At 38.3% G+C, this 26,108-nt stretch carries 23 protein-coding genes and 1 other RNA gene; 14 read left to right on the forward strand and 10 right to left on the reverse strand.

Annotated features, from left to right (window positions below; all coding sequences use genetic code 11):
- Positions 1-1,269 carry an exonuclease SbcCD subunit D gene (locus ACLBWE_RS07380; protein WP_447602016.1) on the reverse strand — a complete coding sequence of 423 codons (1,269 nt, stop codon included), beginning with the start codon at positions 1,267-1,269 and terminating at the stop codon, positions 1-3.
- A gap of 164 nt (positions 1,270-1,433) precedes the next feature.
- Here ACLBWE_RS07380 and ACLBWE_RS07385 point away from each other — a divergent pair, with 164 nt between their 5' ends.
- Positions 1,434-1,910 (forward strand): OsmC family protein, encoded by a 477-nt coding sequence (locus tag ACLBWE_RS07385; RefSeq protein WP_447602018.1) that lies wholly within the window; start codon positions 1,434-1,436, stop codon positions 1,908-1,910.
- A 71-nt stretch (positions 1,911-1,981) separates the two neighbouring features.
- Here the strand turns inward: ACLBWE_RS07385 and ACLBWE_RS07390 are convergent, their stop codons facing one another.
- Entirely contained in the window at positions 1,982-2,359 is a 378-nt protein-coding gene (locus ACLBWE_RS07390) for a VOC family protein (RefSeq protein ID WP_045434739.1), read from the reverse strand.
- 379 nt (positions 2,360-2,738) lie between these two features.
- Here ACLBWE_RS07390 and ACLBWE_RS07395 point away from each other — a divergent pair, with 379 nt between their 5' ends.
- Complete coding sequence (locus tag ACLBWE_RS07395; RefSeq protein ID WP_003653232.1) at positions 2,739-3,191, forward strand: ABZJ_00895 family protein; 453 nt, start codon at positions 2,739-2,741, stop codon at positions 3,189-3,191.
- An 83-nt stretch (positions 3,192-3,274) separates the two neighbouring features.
- The gene (locus ACLBWE_RS07400) at positions 3,275-4,180 is read left to right on the forward strand and encodes a TIGR01777 family oxidoreductase (RefSeq protein ID WP_447602020.1); all 906 of its coding nucleotides are present in this window, start codon (positions 3,275-3,277) and stop codon (positions 4,178-4,180) included.
- Here the strand turns inward: ACLBWE_RS07400 and ACLBWE_RS07405 are convergent.
- Both ACLBWE_RS07405 and hemB read right to left on the reverse strand, forming a co-directional pair.
- Positions 4,172-5,287 carry an NAD(P)/FAD-dependent oxidoreductase gene (locus ACLBWE_RS07405; RefSeq protein ID WP_447602022.1) on the reverse strand — a complete coding sequence of 372 codons (1,116 nt, stop codon included), beginning with the start codon at positions 5,285-5,287 and terminating at the stop codon, positions 4,172-4,174. The genes ACLBWE_RS07400 and ACLBWE_RS07405 overlap by 9 nt on opposite strands.
- Before the next feature lie 25 nt (positions 5,288-5,312).
- Positions 5,313-6,326 (reverse strand): porphobilinogen synthase, encoded by a 1,014-nt coding sequence (gene hemB / locus ACLBWE_RS07410; protein ID WP_005048571.1) that lies wholly within the window; start codon positions 6,324-6,326, stop codon positions 5,313-5,315.
- Positions 6,327-6,468: 142 nt separating this feature from the next.
- On the opposite strand from hemB, the gene ACLBWE_RS07415 reads away from it, so the two are divergent.
- The 10 genes from ACLBWE_RS07415 to ACLBWE_RS07460 all read left to right on the forward strand — a co-directional run bounded on the left by ACLBWE_RS07415 (position 6,469) and on the right by ACLBWE_RS07460 (position 19,541).
- Entirely contained in the window at positions 6,469-6,966 is a 498-nt protein-coding gene (locus tag ACLBWE_RS07415) for a thioesterase family protein (RefSeq protein ID WP_004641674.1), read from the forward strand.
- 268 nt (positions 6,967-7,234) lie between these two features.
- Positions 7,235-8,386, forward strand: coding sequence for an EmrA/EmrK family multidrug efflux transporter periplasmic adaptor subunit (locus ACLBWE_RS07420; RefSeq protein ID WP_447602024.1), 1,152 nt, complete (start codon positions 7,235-7,237; stop codon positions 8,384-8,386).
- 6 nt (positions 8,387-8,392) lie between these two features.
- A complete protein-coding gene (locus tag ACLBWE_RS07425) occupies positions 8,393-9,919 on the forward strand; it encodes a DHA2 family efflux MFS transporter permease subunit (RefSeq protein WP_447602026.1) in 1,527 nt (508 codons plus the stop codon).
- Positions 9,920-10,223: 304 nt separating this feature from the next.
- On the forward strand, positions 10,224-12,209 hold the full coding sequence (ggt, locus tag ACLBWE_RS07430; RefSeq protein WP_447602028.1) for a gamma-glutamyltransferase: 1,986 nt from the start codon (positions 10,224-10,226) through the stop codon (positions 12,207-12,209).
- Positions 12,210-12,372: 163 nt separating this feature from the next.
- Positions 12,373-12,731: a transfer-messenger RNA gene (ssrA, locus tag ACLBWE_RS07435) on the forward strand.
- 603 nt (positions 12,732-13,334) lie between these two features.
- Positions 13,335-14,564 (forward strand): ABC-three component system protein, encoded by a 1,230-nt coding sequence (locus ACLBWE_RS07440; RefSeq protein ID WP_004641678.1) that lies wholly within the window; start codon positions 13,335-13,337, stop codon positions 14,562-14,564.
- Positions 14,561-15,049: a three component ABC system middle component gene (locus ACLBWE_RS07445; RefSeq protein WP_004641679.1), complete on the forward strand. Its 489-nt coding sequence runs from the start codon at positions 14,561-14,563 to the stop codon at positions 15,047-15,049. The genes ACLBWE_RS07440 and ACLBWE_RS07445 overlap by 4 nt, the downstream gene beginning before the upstream one ends.
- A complete protein-coding gene (locus ACLBWE_RS07450; protein ID WP_004641680.1) occupies positions 15,046-16,953 on the forward strand; it encodes a DUF3732 domain-containing protein in 1,908 nt (635 codons plus the stop codon). Before ACLBWE_RS07445 ends, ACLBWE_RS07450 begins: the two co-directional genes overlap by 4 nt.
- A gap of 453 nt (positions 16,954-17,406) precedes the next feature.
- Entirely contained in the window at positions 17,407-18,357 is a 951-nt protein-coding gene (locus tag ACLBWE_RS07455) for a hypothetical protein (RefSeq protein WP_447602032.1), read from the forward strand.
- A 230-nt stretch (positions 18,358-18,587) separates the two neighbouring features.
- On the forward strand, positions 18,588-19,541 hold the full coding sequence (locus ACLBWE_RS07460; protein WP_004641682.1) for a hypothetical protein: 954 nt from the start codon (positions 18,588-18,590) through the stop codon (positions 19,539-19,541).
- 110 nt (positions 19,542-19,651) lie between these two features.
- Here ACLBWE_RS07460 and ACLBWE_RS07465 read toward each other — a convergent pair whose 3' ends face one another.
- From ACLBWE_RS07465 to ACLBWE_RS07480, 4 genes are all read right to left on the reverse strand, one after another.
- Entirely contained in the window at positions 19,652-20,140 is a 489-nt protein-coding gene (locus tag ACLBWE_RS07465; RefSeq protein ID WP_004641683.1) for a hypothetical protein, read from the reverse strand.
- On the reverse strand, positions 20,115-20,813 hold the full coding sequence (locus ACLBWE_RS07470) for a hypothetical protein (RefSeq protein WP_004641684.1): 699 nt from the start codon (positions 20,811-20,813) through the stop codon (positions 20,115-20,117). The genes ACLBWE_RS07465 and ACLBWE_RS07470 overlap by 26 nt, the downstream gene beginning before the upstream one ends.
- A gap of 2 nt (positions 20,814-20,815) precedes the next feature.
- Positions 20,816-21,355, reverse strand: a complete 540-nt coding sequence (locus tag ACLBWE_RS07475; RefSeq protein ID WP_447602035.1) for a PAAR domain-containing protein — start codon at positions 21,353-21,355, stop codon at positions 20,816-20,818.
- Between the two features lie 194 nt (positions 21,356-21,549).
- Positions 21,550-21,834 carry a hypothetical protein gene (locus ACLBWE_RS07480; RefSeq protein WP_042898150.1) on the reverse strand — a complete coding sequence of 95 codons (285 nt, stop codon included), beginning with the start codon at positions 21,832-21,834 and terminating at the stop codon, positions 21,550-21,552.
- Positions 21,835-22,601: 767 nt separating this feature from the next.
- Here ACLBWE_RS07480 and ACLBWE_RS07485 point away from each other — a divergent pair.
- Positions 22,602-23,099, forward strand: coding sequence for a hypothetical protein (locus tag ACLBWE_RS07485; RefSeq protein ID WP_447602037.1), 498 nt, complete (start codon positions 22,602-22,604; stop codon positions 23,097-23,099).
- A 46-nt stretch (positions 23,100-23,145) separates the two neighbouring features.
- Here the strand turns inward: ACLBWE_RS07485 and ACLBWE_RS07490 are convergent, their stop codons facing one another.
- Positions 23,146-24,492, reverse strand: a complete 1,347-nt coding sequence (locus ACLBWE_RS07490; protein WP_447602039.1) for an OprD family outer membrane porin — start codon at positions 24,490-24,492, stop codon at positions 23,146-23,148.
- Positions 24,493-24,570: 78 nt separating this feature from the next.
- Positions 24,571-25,956, reverse strand: coding sequence for an MFS transporter (locus tag ACLBWE_RS07495; protein WP_005048525.1), 1,386 nt, complete (start codon positions 25,954-25,956; stop codon positions 24,571-24,573).
- Between the last annotated feature and the right edge of the window lie 152 nt (positions 25,957-26,108).

Here is a 26,108-nt window from a genome sequence, read left to right on the forward strand (position 1 = left end):
TTAAGGTGTTGCATCATTTTCAAGATTTTTTTGTGCTTCTTGTACCAGACTCAGAAAATCTTTTAAGACCGCATCATCGGCACTGTAACCTTGTTTTTCCCAGATATTTTGAAAGAGTTTTTCTGGTGTTGGTGGTTCAAGTGCAATGTGCTGAGTGGTATCGGTGTCAGAAGCATCTTGGCTCACATATTGACGTGAAATACGCACTAAACGATAGCGATCAGGTGGTAGGGCCGCTTCAAACTGTTGGCGTAAATTAGGCTGTGGTGGCGTTAAACTATAATATTCAATATCGACATATTCACGATGGTCAATATTTTCAACAATGCCGTGAGGCAAGGCTTTGAGTTGTTGCAGCACTTCGTTTAACTCACCACGAATGCGATGCAATTGTATGCAACGCGGAATTTCAACAGCTTCAAACTGCAAACGGTGGTCTGCCTCTTGAGCAGGGTCAATTTTGACTTCAACCACTTGGTGTTTATAGTTAATTTCACTAAAAGAAAGTGGAATAGGTGAACCGCTATAACGAATGTGCGGCTGGCCTACTTTTTGTGGTTTATGTAGATGCCCTAAAGCGACATAGTCGACAGCATCTTCAAACAAAGTCGTTGAAAGCGCCTCTTCATTACCAATAATAATTGGGCGTTCAGAGTCGGATGTTTCCCCACCTTGCATATGAGCATGCGACATCAAAATAAGCGCTTGGTCTGGTGTTTTACGACGTTTAGCTTCGGCAATAAGTTGCTGGTGCAAATAGGCAATTGCATTTTTGCTATTGGTGGTATGTTCATTAAAGCCCGTAATTTCTGCCGAACGTAAAAAAGGTAGGGCAAGGCACCATGCCACAATATCCTGATTTTGATTATAGATAGGTAAAAGTAGTCGATCGAGATCTAGGGTTTTATCTTCATTCCAGCGAACCACGCCCACGGTTTTTGCATTGTATTTTTCTAAAAGTGGTTCGACTTGTTCAATACGGTAGCCTGAGTCATGATTACCAGCAATCATAAGCGTTTGCATGTGCGGTGCAACGCGATGTGCATCTGCTAAAAATTGATAGAGTTGTTTTTGTGCTTGTGAACCCGGATTAATTACATCAAAAATATCGCCGGCAATGAGCAGGGCATGCGGTTGTTTTTCTTGAATTTGAGTGAGTAACCAACTTAAAAATTGTTGGTGTTCGTAGTGACGTGAATGATTATAAAAAAACTGCCCCAAATGCCAGTCAGAAGTATGTAGAAAATGTACGGACATAGAAACAGACATCAAGCCAAAGTAAACACAGATACGTTAGCATAAATTGGCAGGAGATTTTATCAAGACATTTTAAAGTGTTCGATATTTAAGCCTACGCTGAAATCTGAATTAATTTTGTCACTTTAAACTTTGCTTTGTTACTATCAGTTCAAATAATGAATCTTGAGAACAAAATGACCATTCATGAATACGAAGTAAAAATACAGTGGGAAGGCAATATAGGTACAGGCACTTCATCTTATCGTTCATATAAAAGAGACTTTAGTATTCAACATCCACAAAAAGCCACTATTCAAGGTTCATCAGACCCTGCCTATTTAGGCGATGTGACCAGATGGAATCCAGAAGATTTATTAGTTGCTTCTGCCTCAGCTTGTCATAAGCTTTGGTATTTACACCTGTGTGCAGTCAATCATATTCATGTGCTGAGTTATGTTGACCATGCACTTGGATTTATGGAAGATGCAGATCCAGTTAAACGTGGTCACTTTACCCAAATTATTTTAAAGCCTGCGGTTATTTTAGAAAAAGGTGCAGACCAAGAGCTTGCTGCAAAATTGCATGAAGAAGCGCATCACGAATGTATGATTGCCAATTCGGTTAATTTTCCAATTACATGTGAAGCCAGTTTTAGCTTTGCCGAAGAATAAATAGTAAATAGCCACCGATAACAAGGCGGTGGCTATAAATTAAAAAATAAAAGAGTCGTTAAATAAAATCTTTAAGCAGCATTTTCATCAACTTGAAAAATACCAAAAACGTTATGGTCTAAATCGACAAAGTAACCATGCCAAGCACGACCGGGAATGGCGAATTTATCCATTGCCACAATGCCACCTTGCGCTAAAATTTTTGCGGCAATTTCATCAAAGTTTTCGACTTGAACCGAACAGGTAAATGCATTGGTGCCATATTCTATTGGAGGCGTTTGAGCTGGGCGTTTTAATAGCCCACCCATGATTGATGGTGTTTCTATACGGTAATATTCAATTGGTAAACTTTCATCTAATTTAAATTGCCAGCCGAACACAGCTTGATAAAACTGCGCATCGCGGGCAGGGTTTGAAGACTGGATTTCAAAATAGGCAATGTTGTTCATATTATTTAAATCATTTTTTATGGTGTAAAAAGTATACGCATAGCGTTTATAGCCACGAAAGGACTATTGTGTATGGTGAGCGTAAAATAAATGAAAGTGCCAGAAAATAAAAACCGACGATTCGAGTGATGAGAGAATCGTCGGTCAAAAACTTCATCAAGGGTTTCGGCTGCTAACAAAACCTAATCTGAAGGAAGAAAAGAGTCGTAATGAAAGGTCACCGATACAATTTTGCGGATGCCGTGCAAAGGAAGTATTCGGTTGCTGCGACCTTATTACCCTATATAACGTCAAGAGATTCGGATTGGTTGACAGAAAAATGAAAAAAAATCGAAAAAAATTTATAATTATTTTTTGAACCCATAAATTAGGCAAAATGATGACCAAATTACGCTCTTACTTTCTCTGGTTTTTTGCTTTATGCATAGGACTCACCTTAATTGTAGGTGTGGTTGCAGCACTATTACCAGCGAGTGTAGGTGGTATTTTAACAGCCGTTCCATATTTAGGCGCAATGATTTTTGTCTTGTTTAAATTTTTAAAGAAAGAGCGCCGTGCACCGACTGTACAAGAAAAAAAGAAATTTACTTTAGGTTTTACTCTGATTTTTTGGGGCTATAACTTGTGCGGTGTTTTATTCGGCCTGTTTTTATTTGCAAGAAAAGACCCAGAGATTTTGCAGAACTTTATGCTTTACCTTAAACAGCCTCAGTTTTTAAGCATTATGCTCATTATGCTTTTAATGTTAGCGATCCCACTTTATTTGATTACCTATTGGTTTTATGGGAAACAGGCACAAAGGATGGCAAGCAAAATGTTTAATGTGCAATAGATCACTACAGAAACCGCTACGATTAAATATAAATGATTCTTATATAATTAACTAAAACTTGTGTCCTCGGTTTTGGAGGAAATATGAATAAGAATGTATTAATTACGGGTGCTAGTGGTTTTATAGGAACTCATTTAATTAAGTTCCTGCTGCAAAAAAATTATAACGTGATTGCTGTTACGCGGCAGGCTGGGAAGGAATCTGACCATCCTGCCTTGCAGTGGGTACAAAAATTTGAAGATATTTCGACACGGCAAATTGACTATGTCGTGAATTTGGCAGGCGCAAATATTGGTGAAAAACGCTGGACCGAATCACGTAAAAAACAACTCATTCAAAGCCGAGTAAACACGACACTAAAATTGTATGCGTGGCTCAAGCAATCTGAAATTTTTCCAGAAGTGGTTGTGTCTGGCTCCGCCATTGGCTATTACGGTATAGATGTTGGAGAAAGGTGGGCAGAGGTGTGTACCGAACAAAGCTCACCACAGCCTATTTTTATGTCTCAGCTTTGCCAAGAGTGGGAACACGCAGCGTTAGCAGATACTCAGCAAAATACTAAAATCATTCGCTTAGGTGTTGTGTTTGGGCAGGGTGGTGGCATCTTGCCTAAAATGTTGCTCCCTATTCGATTCAATTTAGTCGGCAAGATTGGTCATGGTAGTCAGCCTGTGGTTTGGGTACATATTGAAGATGTTTTAAGCGCAATCGAGTTTATATTTAACCACCCTCTGTCAGCCCAAATCCATAATGTAGTATCGCCAGAAAATGTGACCCAAAAGGTATTTGTTGAACAAGCTGCCAAGGTTTTGAATAAGAAACCGCTGTTGTCGGGACCAAGCACGGTTTTTCGCTGTTTGTTGGGGGAACAATCGCAATTAATTTTGAATGGACAATACGTTAAACCTGCTGCCTTACAAGCAGAAGGATTTGAGTTTGCTTATCCTCAATTAAAAATGGCTTTAGAGAATATACTCACGTCAGGCTAAGATTTTATTTTGTAGGCGCTCTGGTGAATATGCTTTTGCATCAACTAAGGTTGGTTGACCCAGCATAAGCTGACGGAGCAATTGTGCAGAGCCTGCCCCCATGCATAAACCATTTCTAAAATGACCAAAGTTTGCCCAGAGGTTGTCCATTTCAGGCATTTTGCCAATGTATGGAACACCATTTGGTGAACTTGGTCTGAGTCCTGCCCAGCGCTGTACGATCGGGAAATCGGTCAGTTCAGGAACCATTTCTAAGCACGCTTCTAAAATATTGTGCTGGGTTGTTTCGTCGGTAGACGTGTCAAAACCACGATGCGCCATGCTCGAACCACACACGATATGACCGTCCATACGTGGAATCAAATACATGACTCGATTCATACACATGGTTGGTAGCCAGTGGGCAGGGGTTTTAAATAACAACATTTGACCTTGAACAGGTTCGACTGGAATTTCGAGTTGTAATTGTGAGTTCCAGTAATGGCTCCATGCGCCCGAAGTTATTACAAAATGATCTGCTGTATGTTTGCGACCATCTTCGGTTTGGAGCGTTTGTATAACATCATCCTGTTGAATCAGTTTTTTAACAGCAGAGTGCTCAAAAAACTCAACATTTGGATGCTGTTTTAAATAACTAATCAGAGACTGTAATACGCGTGGGTTACGAATATTAGACAGTTCAGGAAAATAAATGGCTTGTTGAAACTGATCGGAAATATGCGGATTGACTTGCTCTAGGGCATCTCGCTGTAAATATTCGCAGCGCTGCATGGGTTCTTGATGCTGCTCGGCATAGGAAAGTCCGACGTCAAAATCTTCTTCATCAAAAATTAGCATGCCTGTGTCATGAATTTCAAAATCAATCCCTGTAACAGGGGAGAGTTTTTGGTTCCATGCTTGATAAGAGGCTTTACCAAATTGAGCGAGTTGGTTCACTGCATGCACATAGCGCCACGGGTACATCGGAGAAAGAATCCCTCCGCCAGCCCAAGAGGCTGCTTGTCCCGCTTGTTGTTGATCGAAAATGCTGACCGTACAGCCTTGTTCAACCAACTCCAGCGCAGACATTAATCCACTTATGCCCGCGCCAATGATTGCAATATGCATGCAGTGTTATCCTTTCTCTGCGAACTTAGTTCATTTCCTTGAGTTTTTCGGCAGCAGTTTCTGCAAAGTAAGTCCAGATTCCATCTGCACCAGCACGGCGGCAGCACATGAGTGATTCTAAAATCACTGATTCTGATAACCAGCCATTTTGAATTGCGCCCGCTAACATCGCGTATTCGCCACTCACTTGGTAAATGAATGTCGGAACACCAAAGGTATCTTTCACTTCACGTACCACATCCAAATATGGCATGCCCGGTTTTACAATCACCATGTCAGCGCCTTCTTGAATATCAAGTGCGATTTCATGTAAAGCTTCGGCACGGTTAGCAAAGTCCATCTGGTAGTTATATTTATTACCACCTTTAAGGTTGGATGCAGAGCCAACAGCATCACGGAACGGGCCATAGAAGCTCGACGCATATTTCGCAGAGTAGGCCATAATGTTGGTATAGATGTGACCGTTGGCTTCTAAAGCCTGACGAATTGCGCCAATACGGCCATCCATCATGTCACTTGGTGCAACTACATCAGCACCTGCTTCAGCATGACTTAAAGCTTGTTTAATCAAGCATTCTACAGTCTCGTCATTCAGCACATAGCCTGTCTCATCAATAATGCCATCTTGACCATGCGTGGTGTATGGGTCGAGGGCACCATCAGTAATTAACACCATTTCTGGTAATTCTTTTTTTAGTAAACGGCACGTGGTTTGGACTAAACCATCTTCATGCCATGCAGCTTCTGCGGTCAGGCTTTTATCTTCTTGAGGCGTGACTGGAAACAGAGCCAGTTTTGATACGCCTAATTCCAGAAGTCTTTCAGCTTTTTTCAGTAATAAATCTGCCGACAAACGCTGAATGTTTGGCATACTTGGAATATCTTGGGTCTGATTTTGTCCCGGTAATACAAATACTGGATAAATCAAGTGATTGGTAGTGAGCTGTGTTTCGCTGACCATCGCACGCAACTGGTCATTTTTACGAATACGGCGCATGCGAGTGGCTGGAAATGCAGGACGATTGAACGTATAAGTCATAACAATCTCGATGTTCGGTATTACACTAGGATAGGTTGGCGGATATTCCATTACTGTCAACCGACTGCTGTATTGTAGCCCCATAATGCTGGATTTGTACAAAATTATGGGTGTTTATCATGCTTTTAAATTTAGGCAACGTATGAGTGATGAAAAGAAAAATTGGACTGGGAGCATTCATTTAGGTGCAAAAACTGACCTGAATGTAGTTCTTAAGCAATTATGTAAGGCGTTTAATAGCTCTCCTTTTTTTAAGCATAGTGGAATGATTATGCGTGTGGTGGACGGGCAAATTGAAGGCTATATCGAGATGCAACCCGACCTGATTGGCAATCTGGCATTTCAGATTTTACATGGTGGAGTTGCTGCAACCTTGCTCGATAGCATTGGCGGTATTGTGGCAATGGAACACCTATATCGCCGTTCAACGCCGGAAACTTTAACCGAGACCATTAAGCAAGTATCGCGTTTGGCAACTGTCGACATGCGTGTAGATTATTTGGCGCCGGGGCGTGGTAAATACTTTATTGCACGTGCCGAAGTTCTGCGTTTAGGTCGTAAGGGCTGCACTATGCGCATGACCATGGTCAATGATGAAGGCAAAGCAATTGCTGCGGGTATTGCTTCATACGCCTATTAAGTTACCGATTTAAGTATTTAAAAAGCGCCAAGTGCGCTTTTTTTAGTGTTTGAAAAGCAGGAATTTTCACAAAAACTTTGAGATAAACATTAATTTAATTAGAACGAACGCATTAGTTATAATTTTTTATTCTCATATCATGAGGTTTTAGCGTTAAAATTAGCTCCTTTGACAATGCGGTATGTCTTGTTTATAGAAAAATAAAAACTCTATAACAAGGTGTAGTGCGAGATTGATGGCAAAGCCAACCCATCTTTAGGAACATACCATGACTGATGCACAAAGCAATGTACAAGAAACAGTGCCAACAACATCTGCCTCGGATGACAACAATCAAAACAAGCGCAAAAAATTTCTTGGTTTTTTTGCGCTGATTTTATTGATCGCCGCTATTTTATATGCAATCTGGGCATTATTTTTAAATCATTCCGTGAGTACGGATAATGCCTATGTCGGTGCAGAAACGGCTCAAATCACTTCAATGGTAAGCGGGCAGGTCGCTCAGGTTGTGGTAAAAGATACCCAAACAGTACATCGTGGTGACGTGCTGGTTCGTATTGATGATCGTGATGCCAAAATTGCACTGGCTCAAGCTGAGGCAGAGCTTGCCAAAGCAAAACGCCAATACAAACAAACTGCGGCAAACAGTAGCTCTTTAAACTCTCAAGTTGTGGTTCGTGCCGACGAAATTACCAGTGCCAAAGCACAAGTTGCTCAAGCGCAGGCTGACTACGACAGAGCTGCTTTAGAGCTGAATCGCCGTGCGCAACTTGCCGCGTCTGGTGCAGTGTCTAAAGAAGAACTCACTAAATCACAAAGTGCAGTTGAAACAGCCAAAGCAGGGCTAGAGCTTGCCAAAGCAGGTTTAGCGCAAGCATCTTCAAGCCGTAAAGCTGCCGAAAGCACTTTTGCAGCGAATGAAGCTTTAATTCAGGGTGTAAGTGAAACGTCAACACCTGATGTACAAGTTGCACAAGCACATGTTGAACAAGCTCAGCTTGATTTGGAACGTACTGTAATTCGTGCGCCAGTCGATGGTGTGATAACGCGTCGTAATATTCAAGTGGGCCAACGTGTTGCACCAGGTACCAGCATGATGATGATTGTGCCGCTCAATGATTTATATGTAGATGCTAACTTTAAAGAAAGTCAGTTGAAAAAAGTCCGTCCGGGTCAAATCGTTACACTTACTTCAGATTTATATGGTGACGATGTTGAATATCACGGCAAAGTGATGGGCTTCTCTGGTGGTACAGGCTCTGCCTTTGCCTTAATTCCGGCTCAAAATGCAACAGGTAACTGGATTAAAGTGGTTCAACGCTTACCAGTTCGTATTGCACTTGACCCGAAAGAACTTGCTGAACACCCACTGCGTGTTGGCTTGTCGATGGAAGCAAAAGTCGACTTATCTGCGAAGTAAACGCTTATGAAAACGCAAACACCTTTTGCCGAGCTGAGCGGTGGCCGTTTATTACTGGCAGCGTTTGTTATTGCCTTGTCGAACTTTATGGTCGTACTCGATACGACCATTGCCAACGTATCTGTACCGCACATTACCGGTAACCTTGCTGTTTCAAGTACACAAGGGACATGGGTCGTTACATCGTATGCAGTTGCAGAAGCGATTTGTGTACCCTTAACGGGTTGGCTTGCGGGCCGCTTTGGAACCGTCCGAGTCTTTATTTTTGGCCTGATTGGTTTTACGATTTTTTCTTTTTTGTGCGGCCTAGCAAACTCGTTAGGCATGCTGGTGTTTTTCCGTATTGGACAAGGTCTATGCGGTGGTCCACTTATGCCACTCAGCCAAACCTTGTTGATGCGTATTTTCCCTAAAGAAAAGCATGCACAGGCCATGGGCCTCTGGGCAATGACCACAGTGGTTGGGCCAATTTTAGGACCAATTTTAGGTGGTCTGATTAGTGACAACCTGTCTTGGCACTGGATTTTCTTTATTAACATTCCGGTCGGCATTATTTGTGTTTTAGCGGCAATCCGTTTGCTCAAACCAGCCGAAACAGAAACGATTTCTTTAAGAATCGATACGGTCGGTTTAGGTCTGTTAATACTCTGGATTGGTGCGCTACAGCTCATGCTCGACTTAGGGCATGAACGCGACTGGTTTAACAGCACCAGCATTGTGGTACTTGCTTTAACCGCCGCCATTGGCTTTGTAGTGTTCATCATATGGGAGCTGACCGATAAGCACCCCGTGGTGGATGTGAAGGTATTCAGGCATAGGGGCTTTGCTATTTCAGTGTTAGCTCTGTCGCTGGGCTTTGGAGCTTTCTTTGGCAGTATTGTACTGATTCCGCAGTGGCTGCAAATGAACCTTTCCTACACCGCCACATGGGCCGGCTATTTAACTGCAACCATGGGCTTTGGTAGTTTGACCATGTCACCGATTGTGGCAAAGCTTTCGACCAAACATGACCCACGTGCGCTTGCAAGCTTTGGCCTGATTTTGCTAGGTGCAGTGACCTTAATGCGGGCGTTCTGGACCACAGATGCCGACTTTATGGCACTGGCGTGGCCACAAATCCTGCAAGGTTTTGCCGTACCGTTCTTCTTTATTCCACTGTCGAACATTGCACTCGGTTCGGTGTTGCAGCAAGAAATTGCATCTGCGGCGGGCTTAATGAACTTTTTAAGAACCATGGCAGGGGCAATTGGTGCTTCAATTGCAGTCACGGTGTGGGACGACCACGCCAAAGTTGCACGTAGTGAAATGGTGTCAAACCTAAATACTGCCGAAGTACAAAATAACCTTTTGCAAAATGGTTTTACGGCTGACTCGACTTTAGGAATCATTTCAAACCTCGTCGATAAAGAAGCGATTACCATGTCGGCAAACCATGTGTTTTTACTATTTGCGATGGTGTTTGTCTTTGCGGGGCTGGTCATTTGGCTGTGTCCGAAACCCAAAGGGGATGTCGGCGGAATGCCTTCTCACTAAACACAAAAAAGCATCTCTTCGGAGGTGCTTTTTTAGGTCCACTAAAAAATAGAGCGAGTCTATAAATGGCAGATTTTGCCTGTATTTAGCGAAATAAAGCATGCCAGAATCGGGCAAATCAGTTATAAAAGAGTGTGATATCAAGCAAGGAGGCTTAATACAGGGCATAGGATAAAACGCCCTTAAACATTCAATATTATAAAACCTTATTTTTATCAAAGATTAAAAAAACTTAATACCTGAAAACAAAGAAGCTTGCATGGCAATTGCATGGATAGGCAGGCGTATATATTGGAGTTATCACGTGAATAAAAGATATTCATTTTTGTTCAGTAGTTTATTAGCAGTCGGTTTATTACAAGGATGTGGAGATGACTCCTCGTCAGATCAGCCCAAGGATGATTCAAATACAACCCCGCCCAATTTAATTGTAGATAATGACCCCACCAGTTGTAGCAAACTGGCACAAGACGGTTCAAGCGTGGTGGTCGGTTCAAACCAAAATGGTGACCCAGCAGCGCCTGAGGGTGCATCGGGTTATAGACTCGGTAACACGGTTAAATACGCAGATAAATATATGGTGGTGGCAAACACGCCACTTGCGGTAAAAGCAGGCTGTGATGTTTTAAAAGCAGGCGGTAGCGCAGTCGATGCCGCCGTTGCGGTACAAGCGGTGTTGGGTTTAGTAGAACCTCAATCGAGCACGATTGCGGGTAGTGGTTTTATGATGTATTACGATGCCAAAACCAAAAAAGTTACTGCTTATGATGGCCGTGAAACCGCACCAGCCGCAGCTAACGAATATTATTTAATTCGCCAAGATATATATGACCCAAATTCACCAACACCTGTACCAAGCGCTCGCCGTAGTGGTCGCTCGATTGGTGTGCCGGGTGTGATGCGTTTGCTTGAACAAGCACAACAAGAACATGGCAAACTCAAATGGAATCAGCTTTTTGGTGAAGCGATTGGTTTGGCTGACAACGGTTTCCGCATTCCGGGCCGTTTGGCAGATGCAATTGCAAGCAATGCAAACAGCTTAGCGCTTGATGCAAATGCAATGGCGACCTATTTCTACCCAGATGGTTCACCACGTAAAGTCGGTGAAACCATGACCAACAAAGCCTATGCAAAAACCCTAGATGCACTTGCCACGCAAGGCGCAAATGCACTGCACACTGGTCCAATTGCCCAAGCGATTGTGGCAAAAGCAAGCCAAACACTAGGTGATGACCCAGCAAGAACTCCAATTACCCCAAGTTTAATGACCTTGCAGGATTTATCGAACTATCAGGTTAAAAAACGCGACCCGATTTGTACGACATACCGTGACCGTTACTATGTTTGTACCATGCCGCCTCCATCTTCGGGAGGGATTGCGGTTGCGCAAACGTTGGGTATTTTAGAAAACTTTGATATGTCGCTTTACCCACCTAAAAATCCTGAAAATGAGGGCGGTGTGCCGGATGTGATGGGTGTGCATTTAGTGTCTGAGGCAGAGCGTTTGGCCTACGCTGACCGCGACAAATATGTAGCAGACACTGACTTTGTTGCTTTACCAGCACAGGGTATTGCAAGCTTTATTGATAAAAATTACTTAAAACAACGTGCAGCACTGATTAACCCGAACCAAAGTATGGGCGTTGCGCCAGCGGGCAATTTCAACCCAGCTTCGGGTGTCGACACGACTGTTGAACACGGAACAACTCAGTTCACGATTGTAGATGCCTATGGCAATGTGGTTTCAATGACATCGACTGTTGAATCGAGCATGGGGTCATTCCACATGGTGGATGGTTTCTTGCTATCAAACCAATTAACTGACTTTAGTGCCAACCCTTATGACAGCACTGGGGCACCAGTTGCTAACCGTGTGGAAGGTGGTAAACGCCCACGTAGTACCATGGCGCCAACTTTAGTGTTTAAAGGTACTACGCCAGATGAGTTTTATATGGCAACAGGTTCACCAGGTGGCGGTACGATCATTCAATATGTGGTTAAAACTTTGGTGGGTGCGCTGGACTGGAACTTAAATGCACAGCAAGCCACGTCGCTTGTAAACTTTGGTGCGACTAATAGTAAAAACACCAATGTTGATAGCTCGAATGTGCAGCTTTCTTTGCTTGATTTGATTGAAGGCTTAAAAGCAAAAGGGCATGGCGTTGCTAACACTGCGCAAACCAGCGGTATTTCTACGATTATGAAAGTAAATATTAATAATCAGAGTAAATATGCAGGTGGGGTAGATCCACGCCGTGAAGGTATTGTGTTAGGCAATGGTGCTTTATAGACCACACTTAAAAAAAAAAAGCTGTCATATTTGGCAGCTTTTTTATGTGGCCCTTGAAAAAAACAAAAGACACTCAATTATGTAAATATGTTCATCAGTAGCGGACTGTTGATAAAATGCACAGTATTTTATTTTAGTTATGCTATGATGCTCATACATTCATGGGGATGTTATTGGCTTCGACGCTGGTGATGAAACTCATAGATGCATGCCGAGAGCGCATTTTCTCTCGTAAATCAAATTTGCATATTTTAGTCGCAAACGACGAAACTTACGCTCTAGCTGCCTAAGGGCAGTTTGTCCGCTTCCTAGAATACTTGTGGTTTAGGAACCCGACCGTAGCGCACGCACACAAGTCCGTATAGAGTCAAGCCTCGGGGCTTTATACCAAACTTAGAGGATCGCAACTTGTACCCTGTTCGTCGGGTCACTTGGTGTTAAAACAATAGACGATATCTAAGCATGTAGTATTCTCGAGCGTAATGCTGGCGGACGCGGGTTCAACTCCCGCCATCTCCACCAAAATTCTCTATATAATTAAGCCACTTATCATAAGTGGCTTTTTTATTGACAGGATTTTGACAGGCTTAGTCTGTCTTGAGTTTTGCAGTTTAGAGTTTATTCTTATCAACATGGATTCACTATATAATTAGAATTAAAACAACTTGATTTGGTAAAGCTGTTAGGAGTTAATTACTCTTTTGGGGATGTGATAAAATGACTAAATAGATACTCAGATGGATTTGATTGCAATTAATGAATTAGATAGGTTAATTCCTATTATGCAAAACTAGTATTAATATCTATTTAAAATTATTGAAATATCTGTTTTTCTTTATTGTTAAAAATTATAATTAATTTTCAACTTACTTGCATGATTATATTAAATTAAATGAATAATTATTTTTATCTTATACTTTGGTAGAGCACTAGTCTATCCTCACCTATAAGCTCTAAAAGAGTAATTTTTGATTATGAAAAATAATATTCAATTTCATAAGTTTTATATGTTTCTAAGAAAATGTTAAGAGCTGGATAGGAGGAGACTAATTATTTAGATTGTCACTGACATGTTAATCGTTTAATATTTATTAAAAATTAAATTATTAATTTTAGAGGCTGGGGATGGATACAAAACAAGATAAATTTGCGGCAGGTGCTCAAGGAATTGGCTATATTTACCAACCAAGATTTGCTTTATATCATTTACTAGAACTTCCAGAAAGTACATCTGTTTTTATTGAAAAAGATGATGATTTAGATTTTATTGATAATGAAAATAATACTAAAAAATTAGCATCTTTAAAACATAAGGTTGAAGGTGAAAAATTAACTGACTTAGCAACTGATTTCTGGAAATCTATTAGAGTTTGGTGCGATCGATACGAAAAATATGGATTTGAAGATAGCGACCTTCAATTTTATTTAATGACCACTAATACTATTAGCGATAGTTCAATTTTAGAATATTTCAAACCAGCCTTTGATAAAAATAAATTGGAAAAATCATTGACTGAACAGTTAGTGGCTAAAGCTAACGAAAGTAAGGCAAAAATTGTTAAAGAAGTATTAGCTAAATTTCAAAAGTATGAGGAAAGGGGAAATGGAACGCTCAATGACTTTATATCTAGAATAGTTATTATTGAAGATAGTCCTCGCATTGATGAAATTGCAGAATTAATAAAAGAAAGACATTTAAGAACTATTCGTCGGGAGCATAAACAATATGTTTTTGACAGATTGGAAAATTGGTGGAACCAAGAAATTATTGCATTATTAATTGGGAAAAGAAGTGAACCACTTAGTGGTTATGAACTATCTGATAAAATGACTTTTTTAGCAGATGAATACAAATTAGATAACTTACCAATCACTTGGAGAGATAGTGAACCAGATGCTATAGATCCTAGTACGGATAACAGAAGATTTGTAAGACAATTAAAATTAATAAATATCTCAACTAATCGTATCCGTTCCGCAATCATCGACTATTATAGAGCATTTGAACAGAGGGCTGAATGGCTTCGTTATCACTTGGTTCTAACTAGTGAAATAGAGTCATTTGAAAAAAGATTAGTTGATGAGTTAATAAGATATAAAGATGTGCTGATAGATGATTGTGATGATATTGATATTGAAGAAGAGATGGTAAAGATTGGTAAGAAACTATATAAATGGGTTGAAATGGATACTGGTAATTATACAGCTTTGAGATTAAGAGAAAGAGTAAGTGAACCATTCGTTGTTAGGGGAGCATATCATATTCTGGCTCATGATCGGAATAATTGTGTAGGTTGGCATCTTAAGTTTAAAGAAAGGTTGGAAGAATTATTAATTCCAGAGGGCATGAAATGAATATTTGGTTGAATCGCCCTATTGAAGTAAGAAATTTATTAAATCCAGCATTTTGTGCATTAAATATTTATCATGCTATTAAGGAATATGAACGAGTAAGCGGTAAAGGTATGCCATTTTCAATCAGTTTGTTGGTTTTACCATTATGTCTTCATGAGCCTACGTCATCATATTTATTATCTAAGAATAGAACTTTTTTCTTAAAAAATATAACTAATAATCCTCTAATAATCGCTGGTTTAAATAAAAGAGTTAATGATTTTAATTTGTTTACAATAGAGTCAATTAGTTTTTTACTTCATGTTAATGCTATTTTTATTGATGATAAAGGAATGTTGAATACTAATAAAATTAAATTAAAGAAATTAAATATTATTGGGAAGTCATCGCAAGAGAAGCTAAAAGTAGCTACATACTTGGGGAAACAATTAGCTAAAATTAATGATCGTTCAACTATTTACATGTCACTGGGGATTAAACCTTGAAAATTAAATCAATTCATTTATATAGTAGTAGTGGAGAAAGACGGGATCTGAATTTTAATTTAGATGGCTTGAATGTGATTACTGGTAAATCCTCTACAGGAAAATCTGCTATTTTTGAAATAGTAGAATATTGTATGGGACGAAGTAGCTTTAATGTTCCTGAGGGAATTATTAAAGAAAAGGTTTCTTGGTTTGCTATTATATATTCTTTTGATAATTTAGAAATTTTGATAGCTAAACCAGCACCAATTAATGGTAATTCATCATGTTCAAAAGTAATGTTTAGAAGTGGTGTTAATATAGAACCACCAAGATATACAGAATTAGAACAAAATACCGATGATGAATATGTGACAGATATGTTATCTGATGCTCTAGGTATACCTAATAATCATACTAATGTAGAGCTTGATCATTCACGTGATATTTTTAAAGTGAATATTAAGCATACTTACTATTACTTATTTTTAAAACAAGGACTTGTTACTAATAAAGATCAATTACTATATCGACAAAATGAGTCTTTTCAACCTCAGGCTATAAAAGATAGTTTTCCAATAATATTTGGAGGAGTAGATGATGAGCAAATTGCTAAAGAGCGTCGATTAAGAGACTTAGAAAGAGATTTGAAGCTCTTAAATAAAAAAGTTAATAATTTACAAGCAAATAATATTGATAATTTTAATCAAGCAAAACAATTATATCTAGAAGCATTAAATGTAGGTTTAATTGAAGAAGATTTTAATGATAAATTCTCGGTTTTAGAAGTAATTGAGATATTGAAAAAAGTAAAAGATTATAAAGGTAATACTGATAAAATATCTGTTGATGTAGATATAGATCAGATCGAAAATGAGCTAAAACTTGCAAAAACTAAACGAAGAGAAGCTTTAGGTGAACTTAATTATTTAAAAATAAATGAGAAATACACTTTAGGTTTTAACCAAGAAGTTGATGAACAAATTAATAGACTAAGATCTATACATGTATTTGATAGTATTAATGAAAAAACATTTTCTGATTTTCCAGATAAAAACATTTTTGCATCTATAACTAATGAAATTAAATCTTTGCAAGAAGAGCTAAATTCATCAAATATAGAGATTCCATATTTAGCTGGGTTAATTGATAGTTTAGAAAATAAAATAGTCGAAATTAACGAAAAAATAGTAGAAGATGAATCAAGGCTATCTTCACTTATAGCATTAATTGGTGATGGGAATAATACCATTACAGATCAGCAAAATCTGGTCAAAGGAAGAATTAGCTTTTTCTTAGAAACAGTTGAATTTTCGTCTATTGATACTGGACTTATAAATAAGCGTGATAAATATCAAGATTTAATAACACGTTTAAAAAGTGATATAGCTGGTGAATCTAGTGATATTAAAATAGACTCTGTTTTATCAAATATTTCTACCTATTTGACTAAATATCTTAGAAATTCTGAGACTGAATTTAGTGAATATCCTGCTAGATTTGACTTAAAAAATTTAACTGTTGTATTCGATAGGGGTAATAGCCCAATTCCAATGAATAGGACTGGTAGTGCTCAAAATCATTTAAATCATCATGTAGATACTTATCTCGCCTTACATAAATATGCCCATACAGCAAATAGACCGTTACCAAAATTTTTAATGATTGATCAGCCTTCGCAAGTTTACTTCCCTACTATTGAGAGCTATCAAGCACTTGATGGTTCTATTGAGAATATGATCGATGGTGATATTGAGGCTGTCACTAAGTTTTTTAAAAAATTATATGATTTTTCTAAAAGTGAGGTTAAGAATTTTCAAATAATTGTTACTGAGCATGCTAATTTAAGTGATGAGTGGTTTCAAAAATCTTTAGTTGAAATACCTTGGAAAAAACCACCAGCTTTAGTTCCTCTTGATTGGTGATGTACTGTTTTTAAATATAAAAAATAAGTGGCGAGTAGCTTTAAATTAGTACTAGCCACTGCACTTCAATGAAATATTTATAAAATTTTCAAAGTCGGGATAAAAATATAATGGTCATCTTCTCAGGTTTAATCTATGGAATAAATCATAATAAGTGGTTGCCTAGTAAGAAGTAAGGTCAAGTGCATAATTGAAATTTGATTATCACTATTTTATCTGTATTAACAGATGAGCTTCCCGTAATAGAACTTTACTTTTGTATTAATCTGAAGGGATCAAATATATTGCAACACATGAAGTGAGTATTCGCAGAGAGACGACTAGCTAAACAGTATGCAGGGACATACTCCGAAATTTGGGGAAATTTCAAAACATGATTACTCCGCTGGGGAGCGGTTTAATAAAAGGGTAATCATCGATTCTTAAATAATTTATAAGATTTGGTTAGATCAAATGAACGACTTAATAACGAGATTTTTAAATAATCTGGGGCAGTGGCATGAAGTTGCGCTGACAATGACTAAAGCGATAGTTGCAATAGGGGTGTTGTGCTTAGTTGTATATCTTTTAACAATTGGCTATATCCCGTCGGAAATTAGCTTTGGCGATACACTTATTTTTTTACTGATTTTTGCCGCGTTCTCTATTGCTTACACTGTATTAGGGTTTATGCTATTTTTCTTTGGCACATCCTTAGCCCCAGTGACATATCTTGTCTTAAGTTGGGTGGATAAGTATTTACCACCACATATTAAAATTGGGAAAAAACTTCCTTTTCCAAAAATTAATATTATTACGTTAGCTGGCTCTCTTTATCTTTTATACGTTATTCACGGCATATTTTTATTACATTGGAAAGTCAATCTGTACATAGGTATTACCGTATTTTTTATCGCCTTTGCGTATTATCCTTTTTACATGAATCGGCAGAAGATTAAAGAATTTAATATAAAATTTGAAAATCTAGCAGATATTGTTAATGATCCTGATGCAAGTGACCATCTTAGAAAATTTGCAAGAAAAAAATTAAAGAGATTAGAAACGCATGTTAAAGATAGCTTAGAAATAGCTTTTTTTATTAGCTTGACTCCGCTTGTACCCCTAATCCTTATTGGGGATGTTGGTAAAGCATTCCTAAATTATACTATGCAAAATACTGGGGTAAGAATAGAAAAAGCGACCTTATACATCAAAGAACCTTATGCAAATTTAATTGAATTGCCAAAAACGACTACTAAAGAACTGAGTCAGTATAAAACCTTTATTTTTAAAGATGTTAAAGTGTTATTTCAAGGTATTGGTAAAAGCACTTTAATTTCTTACAAGATGAAAGATATTGAAAAGCAAATTGTGATTCCTAATGAATATATTACCGTAGAGCGAATTCGTAAGGTCAATAATTAATGTAAACTTCTCCACCTTATAATAAAGAAAAACTTAATAAATCTGGCTAATTTTTTCAGTAAAATAATCAGAATTAGATAGCTAAAATTTAGGTGTTGTTGCTAAATAATATTTTTAATTAGAAATTAATTCTAAAGACAAGTTGCTTTTATTTTGTGCAAAATGTTATATTTTTTGATAATTTAAAAACTGTAACAAATATACAACATTTTGTAAAAAGGTATAAGATTATGCAAGCTTATTTTCACTTTAACTATGTTATTAATACTAATAATTCTGAAAGGTATCTTTTTGATTTAAAACCTTTTTTTAAAGCTTTTACCAATTGGGAAACAAGTATTAACATTGCCAAAAGATTAGCAAAAGGTGATCAGAAGCTTTTTCTAGTACCAGTTCCTAGTACCGAAAATTTCTATTTATTTATTAGTACTAAAACAAATGAGGCATTCCAAAAAGTTATTGCAAGTGATGAATCAATTGATACTACTGATCTTTTAGAAGATCTAAAGAAAAATGAAAAAAATGCCACTGTAGGTTTTGCTGCCTATGTTTTATTTGATGAAGAAAAAAACTTATTCGTTTATGCAAGCCGCCAAGGTGCGCCTAGTTTATCTGTATTCAAAGACTATGTTAATGGTATTTTACCGCAGATTGGTGTAGGTGGTTTTGAGTTTAAAATGGTTGAGCTAAAGCATAATATGGATAAAAATGTAGCTGCCGAATTACCTTATATGGGGAGTACAACTATTCGAGTTGATAGTTTAAATCCTTTATATAATCTTATTGCAGAACATTTGTTTCCTACAGCAGATGATAAGAAAGATGTTGAAGAAATTGAAATTACGCTTAAGCCTGCACATAGACAAAATATTCGTTCTTCAGTACGAAGTGCAATTTTAAAACTTAAAGAACAAGGTTTGGTCAGCATCCGAATACGAGGTAAGAAAGATGGTGAGACCGAAAATAAACAAAAACAATTTCGTGTTACTGAACTTGGTCCAATAACTGAGGAATTGAATAGTATAGATACAACATATATCTATAATGAAATGCAGAGGTTTCTTAATGAGAATGTTTTGGTAGCTGAAAAATATGATAGTCAAGTCAATCATTATGAATTTTCAGATGAAGAATTAAAAGATCTTACCCGTTTTTATGAAGTTGAAGAGTGGCGTAATCATTAATATAAATTGGCTATACAGCTAATCTTATTTTATCTTTATGGGATTCCTATTCCACCAAAAATTCTCAATAAAAAAAGCCACTTATGATAAGTGGCTTTTTTATTGACTCATTATTTACGGCAATCATCTTCACCGAGTTCATTTTTACTATAAGACTCATTGAGTTTCTTTAATAAAGCCGCTTGCTTAGCATCAAGCCATACAAGTGTATCTTTATATGCTGGCAAATTTTCTGTTGGGATATCGTTTTTATAGTGCTGTACAAATTTACCCATCCAACAGAGCTTATTCAATTTTGCCAAAGGTAAACTTGATTCAATCGTATAGCCGTCACCCACCTCTTTCTCATAGGTTTTTAAAATACCCGCTTTCAGTAAAGTTGATGCAAGCATTGACTGAGTAACAGCATTATTACCGCTTGCAATAGCATTCTTATACATATGATGATCAAGTAGCACCATGCCTACAGCGCCACGTGTTGCATTTTTCAAGGCTTCTTTATCGTTGTTTACTTGTGTGTTTGCACAACCGCTTACTATCAATACTAAAGCTATTAAAAGAGGTTTCATGTATTTAGTAGAAGCCTTTATTGCTAACATTATGCGGGTCTCCTGGATATTCTCTATTTTGTTTCATGATTTGAATCATTTTAGGGTTGAAATCTTGATTAAAGACTTTTTTAAACATTTCTCGATTTATATGAAGAGGTCCATTATTCATTTGCAACAATGCTAAATCTTCAGAAGCAGTTGCTACATCAAGCTTTGAAAAAGTATCTTTTAAATCTTCAATTTTTGAGTAAATTTCTTTGCCCTGATCGAACTTACTTAAATTACGTAATTCTAGTAATTCATCGACCGCAAACGTACTTAAAAATCGTACTTTAAATGCCGTACTTTGAAATTCTCCTACAATACGCGGAATCTCTTTGACTGAATGTTTTAATAAATAATTATGAAATTTTATGTACATTCTCGTATGAAAGGCGGGGTCTGACATATTGCTTTCAGGTACCTTATTAATATCCCATTCCATCCCAAAGCGAACAGCCATAAGCAATTCAATAGTATTATCTGCTACTTGGGACCAATGATAAGCACTCATCATGAAATTATATGGTCTTACCATAGAGTAATTTCGAATTTTAATATGAGAGTTACAGAGGGGTTCAGTAATGTCACAAACCTTTTGTTCTTGCGGGTAGGCATCCCAAGCGGGTGAAGAGCCTGGTATATTGCGACTATATGGATTTCCTAAATTATTATCTGACATTCTTAATTCCATCCGTCCATAGGTTTCGATAGATCAAATGTAGTTAAATCAACCTCTTTTGCTTCAGTGCCTGTTTTGATTAATTCCGTATAGCCGCTTTTATCTGTAAAACCTTCGATTTCAGTGCCGTCAGGTCCTTTTAATTTAAAATATTGCTGTGCAAGTGGTTTGCCAGTTTCTTGATCTTTAAGCTGAAACTTGAGTCCATGCTCGTCAGTCTGAGGAACAAAACTATCTTGTGCTTTACTCGCTGGTGAACTTTGTGCCGAACCGCCACCATTATCCTGAACTACTAAATTTTGTTGTGGAAGTAACTTACAGCCACAGGAAAGAGAGTCGTTAACACGCGCAGCAGCTTTACCAAAGATTTGCATATACGGGTCGCCAGACACAATAGTTGCAACAACTTTATGAGTGGGGCAGGTAGCTTTGTCACCGACGCAAGCAACGGGAATACCGTCGACTAGGAACATACTGTTCCCAGAAATTACTTGACCACCGCCACTAGTGGGGCAGCCTATTGTTATATATGGTGTTGCCAAACTTATTCCTTCTTATCTTTATGAAGTGCCAAAAGCATACCAAATAGGGGGTAGACAATACTGTATATTTTTATTGTTCAGTAGAGTTAACTTATTACCCAAGGCCCCCGTGCCACAACAGAACTTTAATTTTTTGCGCTGATTTAAAGTCATCCACCATTGCGACACAGAGATAAGGGAGCTAAGCCAAACGCTTAGCCCATGTCGTTTTTATCGCACCGCCGCATCACGTTAAAGAAAGTAGGGGCAAAGTCCTGTGGGAGAGCAGGACTTTGCAAACTGACATGTTCTAGACGTTGCATGAGCTTATGCGAATACACTTGTTCAAGCCGTTGGTAAATACAGTCACAACTGGCTTGGGTGTGCCCACCAGACAGGCAAATTTCTTCAAAATCCTGCTGAGTGTGAATGTCGCAACCAGAAACACCGTAATCGCCTATTAAAAGGCTTAAAGCCAAAATAGGTTTATAAAGTTTCATATTATTCTCGTGATAATTTTCACTAAGTTATTAATAAAAAAATAAGCCGCTTATATTTAAAGTCTTAAAATCATTTTTAAAGGCAATAATTAACCCGCCTGTAATACAGGAAAATAAAATGATTAAAATTTTAAAATAAAATTATTTATAAATTTAAAATATTTTAGGTGAGAGAAAGCCTAAATTTTAAATAAATAAAATCACGAGAGAGGATAGGGGATTAATATAAAAAATGGCATGGTCAACTCCTAGAATTTATGGAGCTCTACCACCAAAGATCACCGTCAATTGATTATGGTGGTAGAACGAAAGGGGGTTGACAGACCGGACATACAGAACCAGCACACCCAAAGGTGTCCCCCTTCCGCCCTACCGCAACATGAGGGGGACGGTGGTTTTCACACAAATTTCTCCCTCAGAAGGATAAATCTGATGTGCTGTATGTAAAACGGTCTGTCAAAACCGACTAGCAATGTGTGCCAGCGAGACCATAATAATCATAAGTTTTTAACAGGTCAATTCAATTTAAATAAAATATTATAAAAATTTTAAATATAAATTTATATTTTAATTAAACTCAAAAGTTAGTCAATTAAAATGGGTAAATTAATAATGATAATAAAGTTAAACTAAACCATTGTGTAAAATTTAAAATGTATGGATGTATCTCCTAAATAAAAAGTTCAGGTCTTGGTCTATATAATTTTTATTATTTGTTATTTCTATAAAAATGAGTATTCTATTTCGAAATTAAAGGTCTTGATGATATGAAAAAATTACTTTTATGTGGGGTTGTGGTGTTTTGTACTACATTACATGCTGAAGATTTAACTTCAATTAATGACACCTATAGATTAAGTAATCCGAATGATACAGATTTTAGTCGGATTAACTGGAATACTAATAAATCCTTTAGTGATCTTAAACCAAATAATGTAGTACCAACTAAAGAAGATCTATTTCAAATGGAGATAAAGAAACGTGAGATCGAAAAAAAAGATTTATTGTGTAAAGCTGTCTTTGAGATGGCTGAAAATATTATGAAAGCACGTCGAGCTGGTGTAAGTAAAACAATGCAGCTACAGTCAAATCAGCAGACTCCTTATAGATCTCCTGAGTACACAAAGTATGAAATGTATTTAATAAATAAAGCCTATGATAAGTCTACTTATGAAAAAACATTAGGAACATTTGAAGCGAGTAAAGAATTTGCCTATAAATCATTCTTTGAATGTAAAAAAAGCATATCTAGTTTAATTCCATAGATTGAAAGACGGTTTTTTAAAGCTAAGCTCAAGGCTTAGCTTACTTTTAAAACGTATAACGGTAATTAATAAATACACGGTGCTGGTCCCAATCTTTACGAGACATTCCATTTATTTTTTCACCTAAGTTTGCATTTTCAAACTTTGACTCATAATGCAAAAATGAATAACGCACATCTAAATTTTTCACCCACGGCAAGGCATAACTCACCGTGAAGTCAAAGTAACGCTCTTTACCTTCAATATCACTGCTGATGTTACTTTGGTGAGCACCAAAGCCATAAATATACTTCGCCTCGGTTTTTAAACCTTTCACATAGTCTTTCCAGTTATATTTCAGCCGAAGCGCAACGGCGGTTTCATCGTTATTGGTAAAGTCAGGGCCAATGGTCGCAGAGGTTGGAAACGGGTTGGTGCCGTGGTCTTGCGTTAAAACCGAGTTACGGGCAGAGTGCACGGCAAAGTTATCTTCTATCCAAAAACCATCAAACTTTGAAACGGCAATGCCACCTTCGAGGTTATTCTTGGCTACATTTACATCGACAAAATAACCATTCCCACGGTTGTTAATGTCTTGGCCTTTTACACAGTCCAGCTCGGTTTCGGCACCGCATTTAAACAGCTTGCCATCATCACGTGAGAAAAAAGCACCTGTGTTGAATGTCCACACAAGGCCATGAAAGGGCAATTTATATTGAGCAATCGCCCCATACTTTTTTAAATAATCTTTGCTATTTAAATATTCGGCATTCACGCTCCAGTTTTTGTACTGATACTTGGCACCAAGCAAACCGACATAATCAATTCGCTCGTCATTTTCAGTCACCAGTTTTTCAAAAGAGTCCATGCTGCGTGGTTTCCAGCGGTCATAGTAAGCAATGTAAGTCTGTAGCTGATCATTCAATTGAAACTGACCACTCGCACCCGAAAAGGTGTCGGGCACCGCGCGGTTATTGGTGCTTTTAAGTAACAGCGAATCTTGCAACTGACGGCCTAATTTAATTTCACCTTTATCACCCAGTTTTGCTTTGATGTAGAGCTGGCCTAAAGTCGCAAAGTTTTGATCGAGCTTGCCATTATTTTCGACCTCTAAAAGCTGGGCACTAGGCTTGCCTGAGTCAAATAAATTGGTGACTGCATAGAGTGAACCATCTACCCCAAGCCAGTCCCACATGTAAGGTGACTGATAATTTAACTCAAGCCCTAACGCACTTTGTTCATATTGGCTCGACGAAGGTGAAGGGTTGGCAAGCGTAGAGTGGGCAGTGCCTTCATCGTTCCAGTAACGGGTGTTGAGTTTTAATTCTAACTTGCCAAATTCTTGAGGAAGCTCTGCATACGCGTTGCTCACACTGCCTAAACCAATACAGCCCCATAGCAAATATTTATTCATTTTAAATTCCTTTTTTAAGCATGAATAAGCCCTTTGCCTAACGCTTAGGTTAGGCAAGCTTTTTATGAAATGGATGAATTAAGGAGAGAGTTTTTCGAGCACTTGGCCTTTGGTTTCAATGGCAAACAAGAAGGTCACTAGACCACCAATGAGCGCCACAACTGCCAGCACACTAAACACATATTGAATGCCATAACCACCGACCACCAGACCGACCATCACAGGTCCAATTGCAGAGCCGGCACGTAGCCAAGCGGTACTAAAACCAATGCCCATAGCACGCAAGCGAGTTGGGTAAAGTTCGGCAGCGTAAAGATATAAAGAGAATGAAATGGTCTGCAAAATGGCGTAGCTTAGCGTAGCTAAAATCACAACTTCCATCGCCGATTTTGCGCCTAAAATCGATAGGCTCATGAGTGGAATAATCGCCAAGAAAAACGCTGCACTGTACCAAGGACGACGGCCGACTTTATCAATCATTAACGCACAGATAATAGAGGCAATGACACCTACGCCCGAAGTAATCCAGCCATAACCCAAACTGGTTTGAAGCGAAAGGCCAAAGTGTTGTTTGTAGAGAGATGGCAGCCAAGTCACCATGGCATTGTTAATCATATAGACGCAGAACCACATGCCCCACAGGGTAAAGGTACGTTTGCGGTAAATGCCTTGGAACAGCTCACGCCAGTCGGTTTTTGCCATACCTTGCGGGTTAATGTCTTTAACCACAGGTTCAGGCAAAGTTTTACCGCTTTTAATCGCACCGTCTTCAAAACTTTTGACAACTTTATCGGCTTCTTTAAAACGGCCTTTTGAAGCAAGCCAACGTGGTGACTCAGGCAAGAAAAACCGTAAAGGAATCACTAGTAAAGATGGAACTAAGCCCACAATAAACATGACTTTCCAGCCATAAATTGGCATCAGGAAAAATGCCGCCATGCCTGCAAACATAAGGCCCATCGGGAATAAAACTTCATAGAGCAAGAAAAACTTACCGCGCTTTTCCGCACCAATAAACTCATTAATATAGGCACTTGCAACAGGCACTTCGCCACCTGTTCCTATGCCTTGTAAGAAACGGAAAATTAACAGTGACATTCCGCTCCATGCAAACAGACAAGAAATGTCCATTGCCACAAACAGTAAAATGGTAAAAGACAGTACTTTTAAACGACCGACTTTTTCGGCAAGAGAACCAAAAAAGATGGCACCGACCAGTTGCCCGACATAGCCCGCGGCAATGATCGCACCGACATAGGCAGGCGTCAGGTGCCATTCGGTAATGAGTTGGGGTAAAGCAAAGGCAATCGCGAGAACAGTATAGGCGTCAAAAAAGGTCGCTATACCAATGGTAATTCGCATAAATTGCAATCGACCAGTGACGGGTAGCCGTTCGAGTCTTGCAATAATTTCCGCATTTTTTTGATGATGACTAATTGGTTCTACATCCGCTAGATTTGTCATCTTCTATCTCCTTATGACTACATTCCTCGTAGTTTTTTTGTTCTATTTCGCACTACCTGTTCACCACAGTTTGCATGCTTTTTATTATTATTTTTAAGTGACATGCCCGATGTTTGGCCTCAGGCAGCGTACAGGAAAAAAAGGCTAGCGTA

The organism is Acinetobacter sp. M5A5_2a, assembly GCF_053345265.1.

Coding starts and splice junctions, on each gene's coding strand:
- ACLBWE_RS07415 (WP_004641674.1), top strand. CDS start 6,469: ATGAGTGATGAAAAGAAAAATTGGACTGGGAGCATTCATTTAGGTGCA.
- ACLBWE_RS07390 (WP_045434739.1), bottom strand. CDS start 2,359: ATGAACAACATTGCCTATTTTGAAATCCAGTCTTCAAACCCTGCCCGC.
- ACLBWE_RS07395 (WP_003653232.1), top strand. CDS start 2,739: ATGACCAAATTACGCTCTTACTTTCTCTGGTTTTTTGCTTTATGCATA.
- hemB (WP_005048571.1), bottom strand. CDS start 6,326: ATGACTTATACGTTCAATCGTCCTGCATTTCCAGCCACTCGCATGCGC.
- ACLBWE_RS07480 (WP_042898150.1), bottom strand. CDS start 21,834: ATGAAACTTTATAAACCTATTTTGGCTTTAAGCCTTTTAATAGGCGAT.
- ACLBWE_RS07380 (WP_447602016.1), bottom strand. CDS start 1,269: ATGTCTGTTTCTATGTCCGTACATTTTCTACATACTTCTGACTGGCAT.
- ACLBWE_RS07405 (WP_447602022.1), bottom strand. CDS start 5,287: ATGCATATTGCAATCATTGGCGCGGGCATAAGTGGATTAATGTCTGCG.
- ACLBWE_RS07490 (WP_447602039.1), bottom strand. CDS start 24,492: ATGAATAAATATTTGCTATGGGGCTGTATTGGTTTAGGCAGTGTGAGC.
- ACLBWE_RS07465 (WP_004641683.1), bottom strand. CDS start 20,140: ATGTTAGCAATAAAGGCTTCTACTAAATACATGAAACCTCTTTTAATA.
- ACLBWE_RS07460 (WP_004641682.1), top strand. CDS start 18,588: ATGCAAGCTTATTTTCACTTTAACTATGTTATTAATACTAATAATTCT.
- ACLBWE_RS07455 (WP_447602032.1), top strand. CDS start 17,407: ATGAACGACTTAATAACGAGATTTTTAAATAATCTGGGGCAGTGGCAT.
- ACLBWE_RS07495 (WP_005048525.1), bottom strand. CDS start 25,956: ATGACAAATCTAGCGGATGTAGAACCAATTAGTCATCATCAAAAAAAT.
- ACLBWE_RS07400 (WP_447602020.1), top strand. CDS start 3,275: ATGAATAAGAATGTATTAATTACGGGTGCTAGTGGTTTTATAGGAACT.
- ACLBWE_RS07440 (WP_004641678.1), top strand. CDS start 13,335: ATGGATACAAAACAAGATAAATTTGCGGCAGGTGCTCAAGGAATTGGC.
- ACLBWE_RS07485 (WP_447602037.1), top strand. CDS start 22,602: ATGAAAAAATTACTTTTATGTGGGGTTGTGGTGTTTTGTACTACATTA.
- ACLBWE_RS07470 (WP_004641684.1), bottom strand. CDS start 20,813: ATGTCAGATAATAATTTAGGAAATCCATATAGTCGCAATATACCAGGC.
- ACLBWE_RS07445 (WP_004641679.1), top strand. CDS start 14,561: ATGAATATTTGGTTGAATCGCCCTATTGAAGTAAGAAATTTATTAAAT.
- ACLBWE_RS07425 (WP_447602026.1), top strand. CDS start 8,393: ATGAAAACGCAAACACCTTTTGCCGAGCTGAGCGGTGGCCGTTTATTA.
- ACLBWE_RS07385 (WP_447602018.1), top strand. CDS start 1,434: ATGACCATTCATGAATACGAAGTAAAAATACAGTGGGAAGGCAATATA.
- ACLBWE_RS07420 (WP_447602024.1), top strand. CDS start 7,235: ATGACTGATGCACAAAGCAATGTACAAGAAACAGTGCCAACAACATCT.